Origin of the sequence: Serratia sp. HMSC15F11 (assembly GCF_001808215.1) — a bacterium.
Classification (GTDB): domain Bacteria; phylum Pseudomonadota; class Gammaproteobacteria; order Enterobacterales; family Enterobacteriaceae; genus Serratia; species Serratia nevei.
In genome coordinates, this window is sequence record NZ_KV792467.1 from 38,079 (window position 1) to 58,529 (window position 20,451).

At 61.1% G+C, this 20,451-nt stretch carries 19 protein-coding genes; 7 read left to right on the plus strand and 12 right to left on the minus strand.

Annotation, left to right across the window (positions count from 1 at the left end; translation table 11 throughout):
- Positions 1-72: 72 nt before the first annotated feature.
- The 4 genes from livG to HMPREF3138_RS15095 form a co-directional block, all read right to left on the minus strand.
- Positions 73-843: a high-affinity branched-chain amino acid ABC transporter ATP-binding protein LivG gene (gene livG / locus HMPREF3138_RS15080; RefSeq protein WP_038874156.1), complete on the minus strand. Its 771-nt coding sequence runs from the start codon at positions 841-843 to the stop codon at positions 73-75.
- Positions 840-2,123 (minus strand): high-affinity branched-chain amino acid ABC transporter permease LivM, encoded by a 1,284-nt coding sequence (locus HMPREF3138_RS15085; RefSeq protein ID WP_038874155.1) that lies wholly within the window; start codon positions 2,121-2,123, stop codon positions 840-842. The genes livG and HMPREF3138_RS15085 overlap by 4 nt, the downstream gene beginning before the upstream one ends.
- Positions 2,120-3,046, minus strand: a complete 927-nt coding sequence (livH, locus tag HMPREF3138_RS15090) for a high-affinity branched-chain amino acid ABC transporter permease LivH (RefSeq protein WP_038874154.1) — start codon at positions 3,044-3,046, stop codon at positions 2,120-2,122. Before livH ends, HMPREF3138_RS15085 begins: the two co-directional genes overlap by 4 nt.
- Before the next feature lie 117 nt (positions 3,047-3,163).
- Positions 3,164-4,279, minus strand: a complete 1,116-nt coding sequence (locus HMPREF3138_RS15095; RefSeq protein WP_025304902.1) for a branched-chain amino acid ABC transporter substrate-binding protein — start codon at positions 4,277-4,279, stop codon at positions 3,164-3,166.
- Between the two features lie 405 nt (positions 4,280-4,684).
- On the opposite strand from HMPREF3138_RS15095, the gene panM reads away from it, so the two are divergent.
- From panM to HMPREF3138_RS15110, 3 genes are read left to right on the plus strand one after another with little or no spacing between them, the layout of a single operon-like run.
- Positions 4,685-5,077, plus strand: a complete 393-nt coding sequence (panM, locus tag HMPREF3138_RS15100) for an aspartate 1-decarboxylase autocleavage activator PanM (protein WP_038874152.1) — start codon at positions 4,685-4,687, stop codon at positions 5,075-5,077.
- Positions 5,074-6,291, plus strand: a complete 1,218-nt coding sequence (locus HMPREF3138_RS15105) for a DUF3142 domain-containing protein (RefSeq protein ID WP_038874151.1) — start codon at positions 5,074-5,076, stop codon at positions 6,289-6,291. Before panM ends, HMPREF3138_RS15105 begins: the two co-directional genes overlap by 4 nt.
- A gap of 43 nt (positions 6,292-6,334) precedes the next feature.
- Positions 6,335-8,353 carry a hypothetical protein gene (locus HMPREF3138_RS15110; RefSeq protein WP_371326905.1) on the plus strand — a complete coding sequence of 673 codons (2,019 nt, stop codon included), beginning with the start codon at positions 6,335-6,337 and terminating at the stop codon, positions 8,351-8,353.
- Positions 8,354-8,416: 63 nt separating this feature from the next.
- On the opposite strand, the gene rpoH is transcribed toward HMPREF3138_RS15110, so the two are convergent.
- The 4 genes from rpoH to ftsY form a co-directional block, all read right to left on the minus strand.
- Positions 8,417-9,274, minus strand: coding sequence for an RNA polymerase sigma factor RpoH (gene rpoH / locus HMPREF3138_RS15115; protein ID WP_038874147.1), 858 nt, complete (start codon positions 9,272-9,274; stop codon positions 8,417-8,419).
- 318 nt (positions 9,275-9,592) lie between these two features.
- Positions 9,593-10,546, minus strand: a complete 954-nt coding sequence (gene ftsX, locus HMPREF3138_RS15120; RefSeq protein WP_033636680.1) for a permease-like cell division protein FtsX — start codon at positions 10,544-10,546, stop codon at positions 9,593-9,595.
- Positions 10,536-11,207, minus strand: a complete 672-nt coding sequence (gene ftsE / locus HMPREF3138_RS15125; RefSeq protein WP_004934337.1) for a cell division ATP-binding protein FtsE — start codon at positions 11,205-11,207, stop codon at positions 10,536-10,538. The genes ftsX and ftsE overlap by 11 nt, the downstream gene beginning before the upstream one ends.
- Positions 11,208-11,212: 5 nt before the next feature.
- A complete protein-coding gene (gene ftsY / locus HMPREF3138_RS15130) occupies positions 11,213-12,763 on the minus strand; it encodes a signal recognition particle-docking protein FtsY (protein WP_038884802.1) in 1,551 nt (516 codons plus the stop codon).
- A 242-nt stretch (positions 12,764-13,005) separates the two neighbouring features.
- On the opposite strand from ftsY, the gene rsmD reads away from it, so the two are divergent.
- Together rsmD and HMPREF3138_RS15140 are read left to right on the plus strand one after the other, a co-directional pair.
- Positions 13,006-13,626 (plus strand): 16S rRNA (guanine(966)-N(2))-methyltransferase, encoded by a 621-nt coding sequence (gene rsmD / locus HMPREF3138_RS15135; RefSeq protein WP_033636678.1) that lies wholly within the window; start codon positions 13,006-13,008, stop codon positions 13,624-13,626.
- The gene (locus tag HMPREF3138_RS15140; protein ID WP_004934327.1) at positions 13,616-13,888 is read left to right on the plus strand and encodes a DUF1145 family protein; all 273 of its coding nucleotides are present in this window, start codon (positions 13,616-13,618) and stop codon (positions 13,886-13,888) included. The genes rsmD and HMPREF3138_RS15140 overlap by 11 nt, the downstream gene beginning before the upstream one ends.
- Positions 13,889-13,891: 3 nt before the next feature.
- Here HMPREF3138_RS15140 and HMPREF3138_RS15145 read toward each other — a convergent pair whose 3' ends face one another.
- Positions 13,892-14,248 (minus strand): DUF2500 domain-containing protein, encoded by a 357-nt coding sequence (locus tag HMPREF3138_RS15145; RefSeq protein WP_038874142.1) that lies wholly within the window; start codon positions 14,246-14,248, stop codon positions 13,892-13,894.
- A 160-nt stretch (positions 14,249-14,408) separates the two neighbouring features.
- Between HMPREF3138_RS15145 and HMPREF3138_RS15150 the strand changes: the two genes are divergently transcribed.
- Positions 14,409-15,035, plus strand: coding sequence for a lysoplasmalogenase (locus tag HMPREF3138_RS15150; protein WP_038874141.1), 627 nt, complete (start codon positions 14,409-14,411; stop codon positions 15,033-15,035).
- A 40-nt stretch (positions 15,036-15,075) separates the two neighbouring features.
- Here the strand turns inward: HMPREF3138_RS15150 and HMPREF3138_RS15155 are convergent, their stop codons facing one another.
- Together HMPREF3138_RS15155 and HMPREF3138_RS15160 are read right to left on the minus strand one after the other, a co-directional pair.
- Positions 15,076-15,453 (minus strand): AprI/Inh family metalloprotease inhibitor, encoded by a 378-nt coding sequence (locus HMPREF3138_RS15155; protein WP_038874139.1) that lies wholly within the window; start codon positions 15,451-15,453, stop codon positions 15,076-15,078.
- 55 nt (positions 15,454-15,508) lie between these two features.
- On the minus strand, positions 15,509-16,972 hold the full coding sequence (locus HMPREF3138_RS15160) for a serralysin family metalloprotease (RefSeq protein WP_038874135.1): 1,464 nt from the start codon (positions 16,970-16,972) through the stop codon (positions 15,509-15,511).
- A 682-nt stretch (positions 16,973-17,654) separates the two neighbouring features.
- Between HMPREF3138_RS15160 and HMPREF3138_RS15165 the strand changes: the two genes are divergently transcribed.
- Complete coding sequence (locus HMPREF3138_RS15165) at positions 17,655-19,973, plus strand: zinc/cadmium/mercury/lead-transporting ATPase (protein ID WP_038874134.1); 2,319 nt, start codon at positions 17,655-17,657, stop codon at positions 19,971-19,973.
- 80 nt (positions 19,974-20,053) lie between these two features.
- On the opposite strand, the gene tusA is transcribed toward HMPREF3138_RS15165, so the two are convergent.
- Positions 20,054-20,299, minus strand: coding sequence for a sulfurtransferase TusA (gene tusA / locus HMPREF3138_RS15170; RefSeq protein WP_025304890.1), 246 nt, complete (start codon positions 20,297-20,299; stop codon positions 20,054-20,056).
- Positions 20,300-20,451: the final 152 nt, after the last annotated feature.

Here is a 20,451-nt window from a genome sequence, read left to right on the forward strand (position 1 = left end):
TTCTTCATCTTCCGCCTTGATAGCGGGTTTTTGGGTCTGCGACGATGCCGCGAACAATGATGGGACACAGTCTTAAGCCTCGCCCAAATAAGCCCGGATCACGTCCGGGTTGTTGCGGATCTCCGCCGGTGTGCCCTGCGCCAGCGGCGTGCCCTGATTCACCACGTAAATGCGGTCGGAAATGCCCATCACCAGCTTCATGTCATGCTCGATCAGCAGCACCGATACCTTATGCCGATCGCGCAACTCGACGATCAGGTGATCCAGCTCGTCGGTCTCTTTCGGGTTGAGGCCGGCGGCCGGTTCGTCCAGCATCAGCAGCTCCGGCCGGGTCACCATGCAGCGAGCGATCTCCAGCCGCCGCTGCTGCCCATAGGCCAGGTTGCCCGCCGAACGGTTGGCCATCTCCAGCAGGCCGACGCGCTCCAGCCACTCCGCCGCGCGCGCCAGCGCTTCGGCTTCGGCGCGGCGGAAGGCCGGGGTTTTCAACAGCCCGGCGAACACGCCGCTTTTCAGGTGCTGATGCTGCGCCACCAGCAGGTTTTCGATCACCGTCATTTCACGGAACAGCCGCACGTGCTGGAAGGTGCGCACCACGCCCATGCGGGCGATGGCCTGCCCCGCCAATCCTTCCAGGTGGCGATCGCGCAATTTGATGGTGCCGCCGGTCGGGCGGTAAAAACCGGTCAGGCAGTTGAACACCGTGGTCTTACCGGCACCGTTGGGGCCGATCAGCGACACGATTTCGCCTTCGTTCAGCGTCAACGCCACGTTGTTGACCGCCAGCAGCCCGCCGAAACGCATCGACAGGCCCTCCACCTGCAGCAAAGGTTGAACGCTCATGCCTGCTCCCCCTTACCCGCGTGAATGTCCGCCGCCTGCAGCTTCAGCTGCGGCCGTTTCATCGGCAACAGCCCCTGCGGCCGCCAAATCATCATCAGCACCATCAGCGCACCCAGCAGCAACATGCTGTATTCGTTCAGATCGCGCATCAGCTCGCGCGACACCACCAGCAGGATCGCCGCCAGAATGACCGCGAACTGCGAGCCCATGCCCCCCAGTACGACGATCGCCAGTACGAAGGCCGACTCGACAAAGGTGAAGGATTCCGGGCTGACGAACCCCTGGCGCGCGGCGAACAGCGTGCCGGCAAACCCGGCGAAAGCGGCGCTGATGGTAAAAGCAGTCAGCTTGATGCGCGTCGGGCTGAGGCCCAGCGAGCGGCAGGCGATCTCGTCTTCGCGCAGCGCTTCCCAGGCGCGCCCCAGCGGCATGCGCAGCAGGCGGTTGATGACAAACAGCGTCAGCACCACCAGCAGCAGTGCCACCAGATACAGGAACACGATGCGATCGCTCGGATCGTATTTCAGGCCGAAGAAGTTATGGAAGGTATCCCAACCACCGTCGCGCACGCTGCGGTTGAACTCCAGGCCGAAGAAGGTCGGTTTCGGGATCTGGCTGATGCCGTTCGGCCCGCCGGTGATCTCGGTATTGTTCAGCAGCAGGATGCGCACGATCTCACCGAAGCCGAGCGTCACGATTGCCAGATAGTCGCCGCGCAGACGCAGCACCGGGAAACCGAGCAGGAAGCCGAAGGCGGCGGTGACGATGCCCGCCAGCGGCAGGCTCTCCCAGAAGCCGAGGCCGTAATAGTGATTCAGCAGCGCGTAGGTGTAGGCGCCGATGGCGTAGAAACCACCGTAGCCGAGCACCAGCAGACCAGACAAGCCCACCACCACGTTGAGGCCGAGGCCCAGCATCACGTAGATCAGCGTCAGGGTGGCGATATCCACCGTGCCGCGCGAGACCAGGAACGGCCAGGCGACCGCCGCGACGATGAGCAGAGCCGCCAGCAGCTTTTGCCGCGGCGTGGTGCCGTCGAAGCTCGGCAGCACAAGCGCCGGGCCGGAGACTTTTTTCAATCCCTGCTGCAGCAGCGGGCGCAACAGCTGGAAGAAAAAGACGATGACGCAACCGATGCCGATCCACATCCAGCGTACTTCCGCCGCGCCGTGCACCACCAGCTTGGTGCCGTCCAGGCTGAGCTGCATGCCCATCAGGAACGACGCCATCACGAACAGCACCGCCGTGGCGATCAGCGCATTGAGCAGATTGAGTTTCATACTTTCTCAACCTCCGGACGCCCGAGGATGCCGGTCGGCATGATCAGCAGCACCACGATCAGCAACGCGAACGACACCACGTCTTTATATTCAGTGCTGAGGTAGGCGGAGGTCAGCGCTTCCGCCACGCCCAGCACCAGGCCGCCGATCATCGCGCCGGGAATGCTGCCGATACCGCCCAGAACCGCGGCGGTGAAGGCTTTCATACCGGCCATAAAGCCGATGTAAGGGTTGATGACGCCGTAGAACTGGCCGAGCAATACCCCGGCCACCGCCGCCATCACCGCCCCGATGACGAAGGTCAGCGAGATCACCCGATCAGTGTTGATGCCCAGCAGGCTGGCCATCTTCAGGTCTTCCGCACAGGCGCGGCAGGCGCGGCCCATGCGCGAATAGCGGATAAACAGCGTCAGCGCCAGCATCGCCAGGAAGGTCACGAGCCAGATGATCAGCTGCATGGTGCTGATGGTGGCGGCGAAGCCGTTGCTTTCCCCCAGCACCCACTGGCCGGTCACCAGGCTGGGCAGCGCCAGATCGCGTGAGCCCTGCGTCAGGCTGACGTAGTTTTGCAGGAATATCGACATGCCGATGGCCGAGATCAGCGCAATCAGGCGCTTGGAGTTGCGCACCGGCTTGTAGGCCACCCGCTCGATGCTCCAGCCGTAGGCGCTGGCGATGACGATCGAGACCAGGAACGCGGCGCCGATCAGCAACCAGCCGACGTCGATGCCGAGCATCATCAGGGCGGCGATGACGATAAAGGAGACATAGCTACCGATCATGTACACCTCGCCGTGGGCGAAGTTGATCATGCCGATGATGCCGTAAACCATGGTGTAACCGATGGCGATCAATGCATAGGTGCTGCCCAACGTTAAGCCGTTGAACATCTGCTGCAGAAAATAGAGGAGCTGCTCTGACATACTCTGAACCCTTGGCTGCGAAACCCGCCGGCGGAGAACCGGCGGGTAAAGGGAGACGGGGCCGGCAAGCCGACCCGCCAGGCGCAGCGGGCTGCGCCCCACCCTAATCATTATGGCTTATTTGATCGGTGTGGACGTGCCGTTGGCATGCCATTCGAACACGCCGAACTCGAAGCCTTTCAGATCGCCCTTGTCATCCCAGGTCAGCGGCCCCATCACGGTCTCCACCGGCTTGCCAGTTTTCAGATCCTTGACGATGTCCGCCGGCTCCTGGCTGCCGCTGCGCTCCATGCCGGTGGTCAGCGACTGCAGTGCGGCATAGGTGGTCCAGACGAACGGGCCGGTCGGATCCAGCTTCTTGGCTTTCAATGCATCGACGATCGGCTGGTTGGCAGGCACCTGGTCGTAGCGTTTCGGCAGCGTCACCAGCATGCCTTCCGAAGCGGCCCCGGCGATGTTGGACAGCGAGGAGTTGCCCACGCCTTCCGGCCCCATGAAGCGGGTGGTCAACCCGGCCTGCTTGGCCTGACGCAGGATCTGGCCCATTTCCGGGTAGTAACCGCCGAAGTACACGAAATCGATATTTTCTTTCTTCAGGCGCGCCACCAGGGTGGAGAAGTCTTTGTCGCCGGCGGTGATGCCTTCGAACATCGCCACTTCGGTGCCCTGTTTTTTCAGGCTGTCGCGCACCGAGCGGGCCAGGCCTTCACCGTATTGCTGCTTGTCGTGCACCACGGCGATGCGCTTCGGCTTGATGTCGCTGAGAATGTATTTGGCGGCGGTCGGGCCCTGATCCGAGTCCAGGCCGGTGGTGCGCAGGATCATCTTGTAGCCGCGGGTGGTCAGATCGGCGTTGGTGGCCGCCGGGGTAATCATGATCACGCCTTCGTCTTCATAGATATCGGACGCCGGCTGGGTAGACGAGGAGCACAGGTGGCCGATCACGTAGCGAATGCCGTCGTTGATCACCTTGTTGGCGACCGCAACCGCCTGTTTCGGGTCGCAGGCGTCGTCGTATTCCACGCCAACCAGCTTGTCGCCCTTGATGCCGCCCTTGGCGTTGATGTCGGCAATCGCCTGGCGCGCGCCGGTAAACTCCATGTCGCCATACTGCGCGACCGGGCCGGACATCGCCCCGACGATCGCCACCTTGATGTCTTTCGCCATGGCCGCCTGGCTCATGGCCATCGCAATACAACCCGCCAGCAGTGCCTTACCTGTTGTTAATTTCATCCGCAAATCCCCATCTGTCGTTGTGAACGTACCTGTTGTGTTTGCCTGCGCCCGATCGTTATTGACCGCTTTTGTTATAAGTAATAATGATTTAGGCGTTTTATCGGCATTATTTTCTAATAAGACTTTATTTTTCATGCCATTAAACAGGAATTTTCTTCTGCAAATCAACTTCATCCGGCAGAAACAAGCGGTGTAAACAGGATAAAATTCGAATTAAATCTGCGCTCTTTACCTTGAGGCGTAGTGCGTTGTGCTGGTTAACAATCCGTTTACTAACTATTTACTCGGAAAATGCCCCGTGCAAAAAACATATTGCACAGTAATCGTACAGAAAAACTTACACAACGCTCTGCACAAGATCTATTACACTGTCGGCATCATTTAGCTGCGCGGAAATTCTGCATGAAACTGACCATCGAGCGCCTGACCGCGCTGTCCCCGCAAGACCTTATCGACCTCGGTAAAATTTGGCCGCACCAGCAGCCGGAACAGTGGCAAAGCTGGCTGAGCGACGGCAAGGTGCTGTTCGCTGCCCGCTTCAACGAGCGGCTGCTGGGGGCGGTGAAAATCGCGCTGCAGGACGACCGCGCCGAGCTGCAGGACCTGCTGGTGCGCGAAGTGACGCGCCGCCGCGGCGTCGGTCTTTACCTGGTGCAGGATGCGCAGCGTCAGCTGCCGCAGGTTGCCCACTGGCAGCTGTCGACCGCCGGCCTGGCGCCGCGCGAACGCGGGGAAGTCGATAACTTCATGCGCGCCTGCGGCTTCGCACCGCAGGGCGATCTCTGGCAAAAATGAAACGCCGGCTGGCGGCGCTGGTCTTGATTGCGCTGGGGCTGGCGGCCGCACTCCTCGGGCGCCAGCAGGCGCTACGCCTGGCCTCAGGCTGGGATCAGCAGGTTTATGTCTGGCAGCGGGTTTGGACGCCGCAGCACGCCGATGCGCTGACGCACAGCCGCGATCTGTTCGGCGCGCTGCGCGTGCTGGCGCTGCAGGTGCATCCGCGCGAAGGCTGGCGGGAAATCCCGGCCGATCTCAGCCTGCTGAAGCAGGACGGCCGCCCGCTCTGGCTGGTAGCGCGCCTCGACGGCCAGCTGCCGCAGCTGGACCAAGAAGCCATTATCCAGCGGCTGCTGGCGCTCACCCAGCGCTGGCAGGCGGCCGGGCTGCCCGTCACCGGCGTCGAGATCGATCATGACGCCGCCACCGCCCGCCTGCCGGACTACCAACGCTTTCTACAGCGGCTGCGCCAACGGCTGCCCACCGCTTTGCAACTCGGCATCACCGCCCTGCCGGCCTGGATCGGCTCGCCCAACCTGCCCGGCGTACTGCAACAGGCCGACAGTTCCGTCCTGCAGGTGCACGCGGTGCTCTCGCCGCAGCAGGGGCTGTTTGACGGCCCCTTGGCACTGCACTGGGTGCGGCAGTACGCCGCCGTCACACCGAAGCCGTTTCGCGTCGCGCTGCCGGCCTATGGCATGGCGCTGCTGGGGTTTGATGCGCAGGGCGCGCAGGTGGAGAGCGAATCCTCGCTGCGCGTGGCGGGCAACGGCCGCGAGCTGACGGTCGCGCCGCAGCAGATCGCCGATTTTCTGCAGACGCTGGCGCAGCAAACGCCGCCCCGGCTGCGCGGCATTATCTGGTTCCGCTTGCCGCTGGCGGACGATCGGCGCGCCTGGTCGCTCGCCACGCTGCGAGCGGTGATCGAACGGCGGCCGCTGAACGTCGAGTGGCAGGTAAAATTTAGGCCTCAGCCACAGCAAAATGGGCTGTATGATCTGATAATTCATAACAACGGGCCGGTGGACGCCCCGCTGCCGCAAGAGGTGATCATCCGCGCCGACGACTGCCTGGCGGCGGACGCGGTCGGCAACTACCGGCTGGAATCCGCACCGCAACGGCAACGCTTTATTCGCATCAGCGGCGACCAGCTGCGCGCCGGGCAATCCCGGCCGCTGGGCTGGCTGCGCTGCCAAAAACTGACGCCAGGAGGCACCCTTGTCACACCTTGATTCGCGCGCGGCACGGAACACCCGCCGCCTTCTTCCGCTGGCCATGCTGATCGGCGCCGCGCTGGCGCTGCCGCTGAACGGCTATGCCTGCGGCCCGGATTTTCCTAACCGGCTGCTGATCGACCGCAACGGCACCCTGCTGTATATGCCGGAGGGCAATTTCGCCTTCGAAGCCGGCCGATTGGTGCCGGCGGACAAGCAGCTGCCGCACTGGCAAGCCCCGCCGCCGCCAATGCCGCCGAAACCAATGCCGCAGTCGCCGGAAACGGTGGCGATCGGCAAAATGCGCGCCGCCAAAACGGTAGAAGAGGCTGACGCCGTCAATACGCAGGGGTTGTCCAACGCCGCGCGCCTTTATCAACTGGGTGCCGTCGCTTTCGCCGGCCACGATCCGCGCGCCACAGAGTATTTCCAGCAGGTGCTGAAGCTGCCGGCCGCCGAACAGGGCGACTGGGGGCTACGGGCGCAGTATTCGCTTGGTCGGGTGTTGATGAATGACCACGGTACGCCGATGAATGAATCTGGTGAAGCGGCGCCCGCCCCCGAGCATCCGCCTAAAGCCGAACTTGAACAGGCGCTGGCAGCGTTCCAGCAGGTGATCGATCGGGTGAAAAGCGGCGCCGCCGACCCCGATCAGCTGGCGCTGAGCAGCCTCGGACAGCAGGCGCGCATCCACCTGTGGCTGGGTGACGTCGCTCCCGCCGCCCACCTGTACGCACAGCAGGCGGCGCAGGGCGATCCGAGCGGCGGGCAGTCGCTGCAGTACGTCTCCAGTTTCCTGGTCAATCCCGACCATCTGGAAACGCTGAAGCAGGTTATCGGCGATCCCTTAATCCAACAGCTGGTGACCATTGAACTGTTCGCCCGCAGCGGCAACCTGCAGATGGCGGATACCGACGGCAACGGCCGCTCCGCACAGATCATCAGCCAGATCCTGGCGCTGCTGGACGGCACGGTGAAAAGCGGCTTCGCCGGCAGCGATCGGCTGGCGGCATTGGCCTACCGTTCCGGGCAGTATCCGATGGCGGCCAGCCTGCTGAAAAACGCCGGCGACAGCGGCCTGGCGTGGTGGCTGCGCGCCAAAATGGCGCTGCGTGACGGTGATGTGAAAGCCGCCACCGCCGCCTACGCCAAGGCGGCAAGCGCGTTCCCCGCCGACGAAAGCTGGGGCGAACAGCGCAACGCCGACTTCGTCGCGGAAACCATCGTGCCCGAGTGCCGGGTGGCCGGCGAACAGGCTATCCTGGCGCTGAACCGCGGCGACTATCTGCAGGCGATGGACCTGCTGTATCGCGGCAAGGCGCTCTACTGGGCCGACGTGGCCGATGTGGCAGAGCGCGTGCTGACCGTCGATGAGTTGAAAGGCTTTGTCGATAAACACGCCCCGGCGCCGACGACGCCGCTCAAGCCGGTTAACCCGGACGACTACGGCGGCCAGCAGATCACGCCGGAAGTGCAGCTGCGCGAACTGCTGGCGCGGCGGCTGATGCGCGTCGGACGAGCGCCGGAAGCGCAGGCCTACTTCGATATCCCCAACTACCGCCAGGCGGCGCAACAGTACGCCGACGAGCTGAAGGCCGCCCAGGACAAATCCGCCGCGCCGCTGACGCGCGCGCAGGCTTACTATCGCGCCGCCAACCTGCTGCGCGCCCAGGGGCTGGAGTTTACCGGCTATGAGATGACGCCGGACTACGCCATCTATGGCGCCGGCTATTCCTATCTGGGGGATGCGTTCGATACTCGCGAGCTGAAGCATAAAAGCTGGATCGACAGCGCAGAAGCGGCGCGCGCCAAGGCAGCGCTGCCGGCGCAGGACAACCGTTTCCTGCACTATCGCTGGCAGGCCGTGGGGTTGGCGCAACAGGCAGCCGATCTGCTGCCGCCGAAAAGCCAGGCCTACGCCGCCGTGCTGTGTAACGCCGCCAGCTGGGTTATCAAGCGCGACGCCAAGACCGGCCGGGCGCTTTATCAGCGCTACATCAACACCGGCACCCGCTACCCGTGGGCGGCAAAATTCGGCTACGACTGCCCGGCGCCGGACTTCGCCGCCGTGGCGCCATAACGCCGAATTTCAGGCATGAAAAAGCCCGGCTTGCCGGGCTTTTTTTTCGAATATCGCATCGACTCAGGCTTCGATCGCCATTTTCAATTTCTTCATGGCGTTCTTTTCCAGCTGGCGCACGCGCTCGGCGGAAACGCCGTACTGATCGGCCAGCTCCTGCAGCGTCGACTTGTTGTCGTCGTCCAGCCAACGGGCGCGGATGATATGCTGGCTGCGCTCGTCCAGACCTTCCAGCGCATAGGCCAGTTTGTCTGCGGCGTTGCTTTCCCAGTTATCTTCCTCGATGCCTTCGGCGAAGTCGGAGCTCTTGTCCTGCAGATACAGCACCGGCGCCATCGCCTGGCCATCGCGAGCCTCGTCGTCCGGCGTCGGATCGAAGGTCATGTCCTGCGCCGCCATGCGAGATTCCATCTCGCGCACGTCTTTGCTGGTTACGCCCAGCTCGCGGGCCACCAGCTCCACTTCGTCCTGGTTGAACCAGCCCAAACGCTGTTTGGTTTTGCGCAGGTTAAAGAACAGCTTGCGCTGCGCTTTGGTGGTCGCCACTTTCACGATGCGCCAGTTGCGCAATACGTACTCGTGGATTTCCGCCTTAATCCAATGCACCGCAAAGGAAACCAGACGCACGCCGACTTCAGGGTTGAAGCGGCGAACGGCTTTCATCAGGCCGATATTACCTTCCTGAATCAGGTCTGCCTGCGGCAGACCGTAGCCTGAATAGTTGCGGGCAATATGAGCGACAAAGCGCAGGTGAGACAGGATGAGCTGCTTAGCGGCATCCAGATCGCCCTGATAATGCAGCCGTTCAGCCAGCTCCCGCTCTTCCTCTGCCGTCAGCATCGGATAGGCGTTGGCTGCCCGGATATAGGCTTCCAAGCTACCTTGGGGTACTAAGGCTAAAGTTTGCATTTCTTTGGTCATTCAAACCCTCTCTATGAGAATACAAAATCATGCAGGTGATTATTACAGCGGGGAAATGATTGATTCTACGGCAGTTGCTGAAGCAAAAGCGGTTCCACACGCCGGGCACCTTAACATTTGCTGCTAATTTTTGACCGTACTCCGCCCTATAAGTTCACCCTTTTTTGCAAGCATTGTTGCTGACAATACGTGACGAGGGTGCAGGCCGATAGGGAATTTGTGCGCTAAGAAGAGAGATGTGGTGCTGACTTCGCTTGAGGTCACTCTTCTCCCGCAACGCGATCAAAAGCAGCAGGAGAAGAGTATACCAAAAAAATCTTACTGTGGTGTAAATCGGCGTAAATGTTGCACTGTCGCCAGCCAGGCGGCGATCCAGCCGATCATCGCGGAGATGATCAGCAGCAGCAGCGCCTCATCCCAGCCCAGCCCGTGCAGGGTGAAGGTGGTGCCGAATACCTTGGCTACCCCGGCGACTACCGACTCCAGCTGCCACACCAGCGCGCCGGAGAGCACCAGCGACAGCAGCGCGCCGGCAAAGCCCAGCATCGCCCCGCCGTTGAGGAACGGCCGCAGGATAAAGCCGTCGGTGGCGCCGATCAGCTTCATCACGTTGATGGTGTCGCGACGGCTGAAGATGCTCAGACGCACGCTGTTGCCGATCACCAGGAACACCGCCACGATCATCAGCACGCCGATGATCGCCGCAATCTGGCCCGCCAGCCCGGTGAGCGCCGCCAGGCGGGCAAACCAGCTGTCATCCATACGCACTTCTTCCACGCCCTGCACCGCCGCCACGCGATCGCGCAGGGTGTTGAGGGTATCCGAACTCTGGAAGCTCATCTTCGGCGTGACGATCGCCACCGCCGGCAGCGGGTTCTCTTCCAGCATGTCCAACGCGCCGCCAAAGCCCGACCAGTTACGGAACTCGCCGCGCGCTTCTTCACGCGACAGGTAGTTCACCTTCTCCACACCGGCTTCCGCCTTGATGGCGTCGAGCACTTTCAGCGCCGCGTCGTCATCGAGCGATTTATCCAGGTAGACCGTCAGCTGCGGCGTCGGGTACCACTGGCTGGCCGCGGTGCTGACGTTTTTCCACACGATGTAGCACACGCTAGGCAGCGTCAGGGAGATGGCGATCACCATCACCGTCAGCAGCGTCGCCAACGGCTGACGCAGCATGTCTTTGATGGCGTTCATCCAGGCGTAACGCCACTGTTCGCGCCAGCCGCCGCGCAGCGCCTTGCTCTTGGCGGTTTTTGCGTTATTGGCCATGGTGAGCGCCCCCTTGCATGCGGCCCTGGCTCAGCGTCAGGATGCGGTAATTACGGCGGGCGATAAGCCCGGTGTCGTGCGTCGCCATTAATACGGTGACGCCGACGCGGTTGAATTCTTCAAACAGGCGCAGAATGCCTTCCGACAGCGCGTCGTCCAGGTTGCCGGTCGGTTCATCCGCCAGCAGCACCGCCGGCTTGTTCACCACCGCACGGGCGATGCCCACGCGCTGCTGCTCACCACCGGACAGCTGAATCGGGAAGTTCTTCGCTTTATCCAGCAAACCGACCTTGTCCAGCGCGGCGGAAACGCGACGGCGGATATCTTCGGTGCTGGCGCCGGCGATGATCAGCGGCATCGCCACGTTGTCATACACCGTGCGATCCAGCAGCAGATGGTGATCCTGGAAGATCATGCCGATCTGCCGACGCAGGAACGGCACTTCGCGGTTTTTCAAACGGCTGATGTCGTGGCCGCCAAACCAGATGTGCCCGGCGCTGGGCCGTTCGATACCGCAAATCAGTTTCAGCAGGGTACTTTTCCCCGCGCCGGAATGGCCGGTCAGAAACGCCATTTCCGCCGGGCGCAGATGGAAATCGACCCCCTGCAGCGCTTGCCGTCCGCCCAGATAAGCTTTACTGACCTGTTCAAAGCGAATCATCCGTATTAATCCTCTCGGGCAAAAAGTGCCTCAATAAAATCGTCAGCCTTAAACGGCCGCAAATCTTCGATGCCTTCCCCGACGCCGATATAGCGAATCGGGATACCGAACTGATCGGCGATGGCGAAGATCACCCCGCCCTTGGCGGTACCGTCCAGTTTAGTCAGCGTGATGCCGGTTAAGCCCACGGCCTCATTAAATAATTTCGCCTGACTGACCGCATTCTGGCCGGTGCTGGCATCGAGCGTCAGCATAACCTCATGGGGGGCCTGGTCGTCCAGTTTTTTCATGACGCGGACGATCTTCTTCAGCTCTTCCATCAGGTGCGATTTGTTCTGCAGACGGCCGGCGGTATCGGCGATCAAGACATCGATGCCGCGCGCTTTGGCAGCCTGCACCGCATCGAAGATCACCGAAGCGGAATCCGCACCGGTATGCTGCGCCACCACCGGGATGCGGTTGCGTTCGCCCCACACCTGCAGCTGCTCTACCGCCGCGGCGCGGAAAGTATCCCCCGCCGCCAGCATCACCGACTTGCCTTCCGCCTGGAACTGACGCGCCAGCTTACCGATGGTGGTGGTTTTACCCACGCCGTTCACGCCGACCATCAGGATGACATACGGGGTTTTCCCGCTGACATCCAGCGGCTGATCGACCTTGGCCAGAATTTCGGACATTTCCTCCTTCAGCTTGCCGTACAGCGCTTCGGCGTCTTTCAGCTGCTTGCGGCTGGCGTGCTGGGTCAGGGAGGTGATGATCTTGCGCGTGGTTTCTACGCCGACATCGGCGATCAGCAGCTGTTCTTCCAACTCGTCGAACAGGTCGTCGTCGATCTTTTTACCGCGGAACAGCCCCATAAAGCCGGAGCCGAGGTTTTGCTTGGTCTTCAGCAGGCTGCGTTTCAGGCGAGCGAAGAAGCCTTCTTTGGTCGGGCGCTCCTGCTCTTGCGCAGCGGCCGGCTCAAGTGGCTCTTTTTCCTCTTCCGGCTCTGGCTCAACGACCGGCTCAGTTTCGACAACCGGCTCAGGCTCAACAACCGGCTCGGGTTCAACGACCGGCTCGGGCTCAACGACTGGCTCGGGTTCGACGACCGGCTCGGGCTCAACAACCGGCTCAGGTTCAACAACCGGCTCAGGTTCAACGACAGGCTCGGACTCAACGACCGGCTCAGGTTCCACAACCGGCTCAGGTTCGACAACCGGCTCAGGCTCGACGATCGGCTGCTGCTGCGCCACTACCTGCTCGGTCACGCTGACAATCTCTTCGGCCAACGCTTGCGACGTTGGGTGTTCGGCCGCCGCCGGCAGGTTCTCCGCGATTTGTTCGCCGGCCTGACCGTTATCCCACTCTCCCGGGGTGTCGACGGAGGCGGCAGGTTCAGATTCCTGGGCGGGGAGCTTGTCATCCAGCTTGGCGGCTGCCGGTTCAGCCGGCGTCTCCGCGGCCTGAGGCTCCGCCTGCTCTACCGGCTGCTCAGGTTGCTGTTGCTCTTCTTCCTTTTCCTTCTGGCCAAAGCCCAGCCAGGAGAAAAACCCACGTTTCTTATCTTTTGCCATGTTATGACTCTACTCCGTACCGAAGGCTCGCTTACCCTACATACCTGAAGGATATATGCTGACAATAATCCGCCGAGTCTATCACTTTCCCTCGCGCAGCAACACGCATCCGGCATGCTTTCCGGTGTGAAATCAGACAACAACGTTTTACCGTTCCCCCCGACGCCCGTCACCGGTAGAATAGGGGCAACTTTTCGTTAACCTCTGCGGCACCGCGCCGCAAAAGAAATCAAACAACGCTTATGACAAGACTCTCGCCACGGGCGGCGGCCAAAAAACCGCCCCAGGCCGCAGCCGGACAGATCCGCATCATCGGCGGCCAATGGCGCGGTCGCAAGCTTCCGGTGCCGAACAGCCCGGGGCTGCGCCCCACCACCGATCGGGTGCGCGAAACCCTGTTCAACTGGCTGGCGCCGGTGATTCAGGGCGCGCGCTGCCTGGACTGTTTCGCCGGCAGCGGCGCATTAGGGCTGGAAGCGCTGTCGCGCTACGCCGGCAGCGCCACGCTGCTGGAATTCGAACGACCGGTGGCGCAGCAGCTGGAAAAAAATCTGGCGCTGCTGCAGGGCAAAGGGGTGGTTATCAACACCAACGCGCTGAGCTGGCTGGCGGGCGAGGGCCAACCGTTTGACGTGGTGTTTCTCGATCCGCCGTTTCGCAAAGGCCTGCTGGCGGAGACCGCCTTGTTGCTGGAGCAGCGAGGCTGGCTGGCCGACGAGGCCTGGATCTATGTAGAAGCCGAGGCGGAAAGCGCCGCGGCGGACGTGCCTGCCAGCTGGCAGCTGCACCGGGAGAAAGTCGCCGGCCAGGTGGCCTATCGCCTTTATATTCGTTCGCAAGAGAAAACCGACCATGCTGATTAATCTGGGCCGCCTGCTGATGCTGTGCGTGTGGGGCTTCCTGCTCTCTAACCTGTTCCATCCGTTTCCCAAGCCGCTGAAGTATTTCATCGACGTGGCGCTGTTCTTCATGGTGGTGATGCACGGCCTGCAACTGGTGCTGCTGAAATCCACCCAGCCGAAGGATCAGCCGATCAGCTACTGGCAAGAAGCCAAGATCTTTATCTTTGGCGTGTTCGAGCTGTTGGCCTGGCAGAAGAAACAGCCGCCCATCAAGAAAAAGTGACCGCTACGGCTTAACGGTGAAAGAGACGAAGCGCGTGCCCTGCATGTTCAACGTGCCCTGCGCGCCTTTTTCTATCGGGTTGTATTGCCACTGTTTCAGCCGAAGCGTGATGTCTTCACCGCCCTGTACCGGGCGGAACACCACCTCGTAATACATCGGCTCATTGACCAGCGGTTCGCGCTGCGGCGCACGGGTTTTGGCGACCGGGAAGCTGCGCTTGTCGCTCACCGTCACCTGCAGACTGCGCATCGGTGCACGGTCTTTTTCCGCCTCCTGCTGGCGCTGTTTGAAATAGCGTTGCGTGGCCAGCACGGCGATCAGCGCAATCACGGCGACAAAAAACAACGGTGGCTTGCTCATCGGTTTCCCCATTTCCTTCACGGCCAAATCGGCGTAAACATAGCATTCTCAAGAAAGCATTGTCGATCGTCGGCAGGCTACCTACACTGAAATAAGAAGTGACATGGGTGACAGTTTGGAGCCGGTGGTTGCGGCTCCCTCATACATAAGGAAGACATCAATGAGTTGGCCGTTTCTTGCCGTATTCTTTTCCGGTTGGCTGTTCGTCGACGCCTCATACCGTGGGCCGCGCTGGCAACGCTGGGTGTTCAAACCCGTCACGCTACTGTTGCTGTTGCTGTTGGCCTGGCAGGCGCCGGTGCTCAGCGCGGCAGGTTATCTGATCGTACTCGGCCTGCTGGCGACGCTGAGCGGCGACGCGCTGCTCCTGTTGCCGCGCGAGCGGGTACTGTACGCCATCGGCGCCTTTTTTCTGTCCCACCTGCTGTACACCCTGAGCTTCGCCAGCCAGATGACGTTCAGTCTGTTTTGGCCGCTGCCGCTGGCGCTGCTGGCGATAGGCGCGTTGCTGCTGGCCACCCTTTGGACCCGGCTGGAAGAGATGCGCTGGCCAATCGTCACCTACGTGGCGATGACGCTGCTGATGGTCTGGTTGGCGGGCGAACAATATTTCCTGCGCAGCACCGATTTCGGCTTCTCGCTGCTGACCGGCACCTCGCTATTGCTGCTGGCCAACGTCGTTTGGCTGATCAACCGCTACCGTTTCACCTTCCGCGCAGCGGACGCCATCGTCGCTTTCTGTTACTTCTCCGGCCACTTCCTGATCGTGCGCTCACTCTACCTGTAACGACCTGCCGCGGGTTCGGTACGCCGAACCCGTTTCCACATCAAGCCAACGCTTTCAACGTTAAGGCATCATCGGCGCCCAGCTGATTGCGATACAGATCGCCGTCGCGCGAGAAGAACGCCAGCGTGCTGCCATCCGCCCGCAGCAGGGCGATGCCATCCGGCGCCGGGCGCCAGCCCACCACCTCGGCCGCAAACACGCTTTGCAGACAACGTTGCCGATCCACCAGCTGATAGCCGTTGGTTTCACTTTGCTCATTCGCCAAAAACTCGATTTGGCATTGCCGTTCGCTGTCGGCAACCTGCCATTGCCCCGCCAGCGACTGCGCGGTCGGCAGCGCCAGGCTGCCGGCCATGACCGCACTCGTCACCATCATGCCGCCCGCCGCCAGAGCGGTGCGCGTTAAAGTACCTTTCATACCGGGCTCCCACATCACGCCCGGCCGAGACTGCGCCGGGCGTGTCGTTGCTGTGTTACACGATAAAGTCGGTGGCGACGTCTACCTGACCGACGATTTTCACCAGGAAGTCCGGCGACTGATGACCCCCGATGTTCACCGCCAGATCGGTCACGTTGTTGGAAGCATTGTAGCTGAGCAGTGCTTCACCGGCCGCGCCGCTGAAATGATCGACGAAGTGGATGAAATCGCTGCTCTGCGCCTCTTTGTTGAAGAACGACAGGTCAATTTTGTCGATCCCTTTCTGGAAGTCGCGGATCCAGTCCGAAGCACCCGGTGCAGAATCGCTGGCAGCGGTGAACACGAAGGTATCCTGGCCGGAACCGCCCCACAGCTCATCCGCCCCGCCGCCGCCGAACAGCACGTCATTGCCCGCGCCGCCTTTCAGCACGTTGTTGGCCGCGTTGCCGACGATCACGTCATTGCCGGAACCGCCAATGGCGTTCTCGATGGTCACCCCGGCGGCGATCGACACGTTGCCCTTCAAACCGCCCACGTCGGAGAACGATTTCTCATTCAGGTTGATGCGCTGGTTCGCGGTGTAACCGGAGAAGTCGAAGGTATCGTTGCCGCCCGCATCCCAGACCGCAAAGATCAGTTTTTGCGAGTTGCTGGTGGTGCTGAGGAAGTCACGACCGGTGTTGGAGTTAAAGCCGTACACGGTGTCGCCGGTGCGGGTCGACAGATTGGCGCCATACAGATGTTGAATGGCGGCAATGTCATCCAGCAGCGGAGCAGCGGCGTAATGACCGCCGTTATCCCCACCGGTGTTGGTTTCGCTCCAGTAGCTCATCAGGCTGAACTGGCGGGTATCTTCCGCATAAGTGGCGTCGCGGTAGGTTGGGTTGCCTTCACCGGCGTTGTAATCGCCCGGGTGGCTCAGGCCCAGCGCATGGCCAATCTCATGGGTGAACGTCTGGCGGCCGTAGTCTTCGGTCGCCGGGTGTTTCACGTTGGATTGGTTGACGTTGTACCAGGTCTGGCCGCCCAGATCCTGACCCTGCCAAATGGTGTTCGGCAGGAAGGCATAGGCCTGAGTGCCGTAATCATAGTGGCCGGGGCGATCCTGGCTGTAGTTGCCGAAGGTGATGTTGGCTTTTTGACCGGCCGCCACTTCGGTGAAGGTGATATTGGCGACGTCGGCCCAGGACTGCAGCGACAGCTTAGCCTGCTGCTGCTGTTCCGCGCTGAACTTGCTCAGCCCGGTGTCGCCGGCGACGTTGGTGGCAGAGAACTTATAGTCCGGGAAGGAGAAGGTTAATTTAACCGGCTGGCCAAATACCTTGTAACCGTTCCAGGTTTGATTCTCTCGGGTAATAAACAGCCCAGCTTGCTCGTTAGAAAATGAATCCTTGCCATTAATCTGAATCCCGTTGCCACGCTCATGATAATGCAGCAGGTCGGCTACAGCATCGTAGCCGGTTTTAGCGGCTGCGAAGTTGGATTCAGTAATTTCAATTGCCTTTTTAGTAGATTGCATTGGTTCGATTCCACTCATTATCTGATCGCTATCAATCAGACAGATAGACATAACCTCCCCGTAAGCTACGGTGAATGAACCTTAAGCTTGCTGGAAGGGGCTTATGCGCCGTTGTCGGCAGTGTATTAGGTAGAATTAATGCATATATATCAGCAAATAAGATTGCCATTAAAAATGGTAATCGATTCCAATTATAGGCAGGGCCGCGAAACTGAACATAAAATAATCAACCTTTTATTGTCTAAACGAAAGTTTGTTATGCTGCTTTTTAGGTTTATTTACAAAACAAATGAAACTTAACGAGGATAAGTTGGCACCAAACTTCAATAACAATGCGGCCTGCAGGCACAAGCGAATCATGCTGGCTTGGTACGGGCAAAAAGGTAAATTTTGCTAAAGCGTTATAGGTTAATAACTCTTTATTATTAGGTCAGGCGACTTTTTAGTTTCTATAGGAATATTATTTTCTTATTTAAACTAACGGCAGTGAGGCTTTTCACCCAAATAGGGGATAAGAAAAGCCTATAGATTTAAATTCGCATTATTCATTATTGAATGAATACCCCTTTATACACTCGAACGCCGTTAGCAATAATTCTCATCCGACGCTTGACTCTGGAGTTGACTCCAGGGTGTAGAGTCAGCTGAGCAAACCCGTTTAACAGCCCGAAGGGGGGACGTTATGCACAACCAGCAAAACCATAATCATCAGGAACATCATCACGCCGAAGGCGGATGCGGCTGCAACCACAGCCACAGCAAAACTCAGCATGGCTGCAGCAGCGAGCCGAAAAACGCCGCCGCACAGGCCGAACACGCCCACCACCATCACGATCATGGCGATAGCGGCTGCTGCACCGCCGCGCCCGACGATCCGGACGAGGAAAGCGACAGGCTGGCCGCCGCTCCCCCTTCCGGTAGCCAACGTTTCAGCTGGAAAGTCACCGGTATGGACTGCCCCAGCTGCGCCAAGAAAATCGAAAATGCCGTCACCGCACTCCCCGGCGTCGACAGCGCGCGCGTGTTGTTCGCCACCGAGAAACTGGTGGTCGACGCGCAGTCCGACATCAGCCTGCGGATCCAGGACGCGGTCGCCCAAGCCGGCTTTACCCTGCTCGGCACTCAGACCGCCAAAGCCGCCGCGCCGAAAACCTCACGCTTCGGCGAATTCGCACCGCTGCTGCTGTTAGCCACCCTGATGGTCGTCAGCTGGGTGCTGGATCGGGTTAACCCGGAGCTGGGCCGCATCGCCTTTATCGCCACCACGCTGGTCGGATTGGCACCGGTCGCCGCCAAGGCGCTGCGTCTGATTCGTTCCGGCACGCCGTTCGCCATCGAAACGCTGATGAGCGTGGCGGCCATCGGCGCGCTGTTCATCGGCGCCACCGCCGAGGCGGCGATGGTGCTGCTGCTGTTTATGGTCGGTGAACTGCTGGAATCCTACGCCGCCAACCGCGCGCGGCGCGGGGTGACGGCGCTGATGGAGCTGGTGCCGGAAGATGCGCTGCTGCTGCAAGGTGCGGAGCGCAAACGCGTGCCGGTCGCCAGCCTGCGTCCGGGCGATGTGATTGAAATCGCACCCGGCGGGCGCCTGCCGGCCGACGCCGCGCTGCTCAATCCTTTCGCCAGCTTCGACGAAAGCGCCCTGACCGGCGAATCGGTGCCGGTCGAGCGCCAACAGGGTGAGAAAGTGGCCGCCGGCAGCCTGTCCGTCGATCAGGCGGCGCAGATGAAGGTGATCTCCGAGCCCGGCAAAAACGCCATCGACCGCATTTTGCAGCTGATTGAAGAGGCCGAAGAGCGCCGCGCGCCGATCGAACGCTTCCTCGATCGGTTCAGCCGTTACTACACCCCGGCCATTATGCTGCTGGCCGTCGCGGTGATCCTGGTGCCGCCGCTGTTGTTCTCACAGCCGTGGGATACCTGGATCTATCGCGGCCTGACGCTGCTGCTGATCGGCTGCCCATGCGCATTGGTGATCTCGACCCCGGCGGCCATTACGTCCGGGTTGGCGGCTGCCACGCGGCGCGGTGCGCTGATTAAAGGCGGTGCGGCGCTGGAGCAACTGGGCCAGATCCAAACTATCGCCTTCGATAAAACCGGTACCCTGACCGAAGGTAAGCCGACGGTGACCGACGTGCTGCCGATCGGCACGCTCACCGAACAGCGGCTGCTGCAGCTTGCCGCCGCGGTGGAAGCCGGTTCACATCACCCGCTGGCGCAGGCGATCATCAACCGCGCCGCCGAAAGCGGGACGGAGCTGCCGCTGGCGCAGGCGCGCCGCGCGCTGGCCGGCGTCGGCGTGGAAGGGATCGTGGACGGCAAGACCGTGCTGATCAGCGCGCCGGGCAAGCTGGCACCGGGCCTGCTCGACGCCCAATGGCAGAGCCAGGTAGACAAGCTGGAAAACGCCGGCAAAACGGCAGTGGTGGTGCTGGAAGACGGCGCGCCCATCGGCTTGCTGGCGCTGCGCGATACGCTGCGCGGCGACGCCAAACAGGCCATAGCCGAACTGAACGCGCTGGGCATTCGCGGCGTGATGCTGACCGGCGACAACCCGCGCGCCGCCGCGGCGATCGCCGGCGAGCTGGGGCTCGACTATCGCGCCGGTCTGCTGCCGGAAGATAAGGTCAGCGCGGTCACCGAACTCAGCGAACTGCGCCCGACGGCGATGATCGGCGACGGCATCAACGACGCCCCGGCGATGAAGGCCTCCAGCATCGGCATCGCCATGGGCAGCGGCACCGACGTGGCATTGGAAACCGCCGACGCCGCCCTGACCCACAACCGGCTGGTAGGCGTCGCGGAGATGATCCGCATCTCGCGCGCCACCCACGCCAATATCCGGCAAAACATCACCATCGCGCTGGGATTGAAAGGGGTCTTTCTGATCACCAGCCTGCTGGGGTTAACCGGGCTGTGGCTGGCAGTGCTGGCGGACTCCGGCGCCACCGCGCTGGTCACCGCCAACGCGCTGCGGCTGTTGAGAAAGCGCAGCTAAGCTCTGAAACAAACACGGGCGCGGCATACCGCGCCCGTTGTCATTTGGGGGAGGGAACTTTTAACTCGGCCGCGCCGCCGTTAGACGCCTTTACGTAACAGATAACGGTATGGCGCCTGCTCGGTCTCCTGCGCCACCAGCGTGTGCTCCATAAAGCGGCAGAACCCCGGGATATCGCGGGTAGTGGCCGGATCGTCGGCGATAATCAGCAGCGTTTCGCCGTTGTCCATATGGCGCACGGTTTTGCGCACCATCATCACCGGTTCCGGGCAACGCAGCCCCAGCGCGTCGAGCGTCTGGTCTGCCTGGGCAAATAAGTCAGTCATGCAATTTTTCTCGTTCAAAAACGATCGGCGAACGCTCGCCGCATCTCATTAGCGCCTAGTTTACGCCGGTAGTTTTTCTGCGCAAGATGCGTTAACGTTTGCGTTAAATTTAACCATTGCATTGGTTGCGCAAACGCGTATCATGCCGCCGC

Bases quoted from the DNA above. Each gene is read 5' to 3' on its own strand.
- livG (WP_038874156.1), bottom strand. From the start codon at position 843: ATGAGCGTTCAACCTTTGCTGCAGGTGGAGGGCCTGTCGATGCGTTTC.
- HMPREF3138_RS15085 (WP_038874155.1), bottom strand. From the start codon at position 2,123: ATGAAACTCAATCTGCTCAATGCGCTGATCGCCACGGCGGTGCTGTTC.
- livH (WP_038874154.1), bottom strand. From the start codon at position 3,046: ATGTCAGAGCAGCTCCTCTATTTTCTGCAGCAGATGTTCAACGGCTTA.
- HMPREF3138_RS15095 (WP_025304902.1), bottom strand. From the start codon at position 4,279: ATGAAATTAACAACAGGTAAGGCACTGCTGGCGGGTTGTATTGCGATG.
- panM (WP_038874152.1), top strand. From the start codon at position 4,685: ATGAAACTGACCATCGAGCGCCTGACCGCGCTGTCCCCGCAAGACCTT.
- HMPREF3138_RS15105 (WP_038874151.1), top strand. From the start codon at position 5,074: ATGAAACGCCGGCTGGCGGCGCTGGTCTTGATTGCGCTGGGGCTGGCG.
- HMPREF3138_RS15110 (WP_371326905.1), top strand. From the start codon at position 6,335: ATGCTGATCGGCGCCGCGCTGGCGCTGCCGCTGAACGGCTATGCCTGC.
- rpoH (WP_038874147.1), bottom strand. From the start codon at position 9,274: ATGACCAAAGAAATGCAAACTTTAGCCTTAGTACCCCAAGGTAGCTTG.
- ftsX (WP_033636680.1), bottom strand. From the start codon at position 10,546: ATGGCCAATAACGCAAAAACCGCCAAGAGCAAGGCGCTGCGCGGCGGC.
- ftsE (WP_004934337.1), bottom strand. From the start codon at position 11,207: ATGATTCGCTTTGAACAGGTCAGTAAAGCTTATCTGGGCGGACGGCAA.
- ftsY (WP_038884802.1), bottom strand. From the start codon at position 12,763: ATGGCAAAAGATAAGAAACGTGGGTTTTTCTCCTGGCTGGGCTTTGGC.
- rsmD (WP_033636678.1), top strand. From the start codon at position 13,006: ATGACAAGACTCTCGCCACGGGCGGCGGCCAAAAAACCGCCCCAGGCC.
- HMPREF3138_RS15140 (WP_004934327.1), top strand. From the start codon at position 13,616: ATGCTGATTAATCTGGGCCGCCTGCTGATGCTGTGCGTGTGGGGCTTC.
- HMPREF3138_RS15145 (WP_038874142.1), bottom strand. From the start codon at position 14,248: ATGAGCAAGCCACCGTTGTTTTTTGTCGCCGTGATTGCGCTGATCGCC.
- HMPREF3138_RS15150 (WP_038874141.1), top strand. From the start codon at position 14,409: ATGAGTTGGCCGTTTCTTGCCGTATTCTTTTCCGGTTGGCTGTTCGTC.
- HMPREF3138_RS15155 (WP_038874139.1), bottom strand. From the start codon at position 15,453: ATGAAAGGTACTTTAACGCGCACCGCTCTGGCGGCGGGCGGCATGATG.
- HMPREF3138_RS15160 (WP_038874135.1), bottom strand. From the start codon at position 16,972: ATGCAATCTACTAAAAAGGCAATTGAAATTACTGAATCCAACTTCGCA.
- HMPREF3138_RS15165 (WP_038874134.1), top strand. From the start codon at position 17,655: ATGCACAACCAGCAAAACCATAATCATCAGGAACATCATCACGCCGAA.
- tusA (WP_025304890.1), bottom strand. From the start codon at position 20,299: ATGACTGACTTATTTGCCCAGGCAGACCAGACGCTCGACGCGCTGGGG.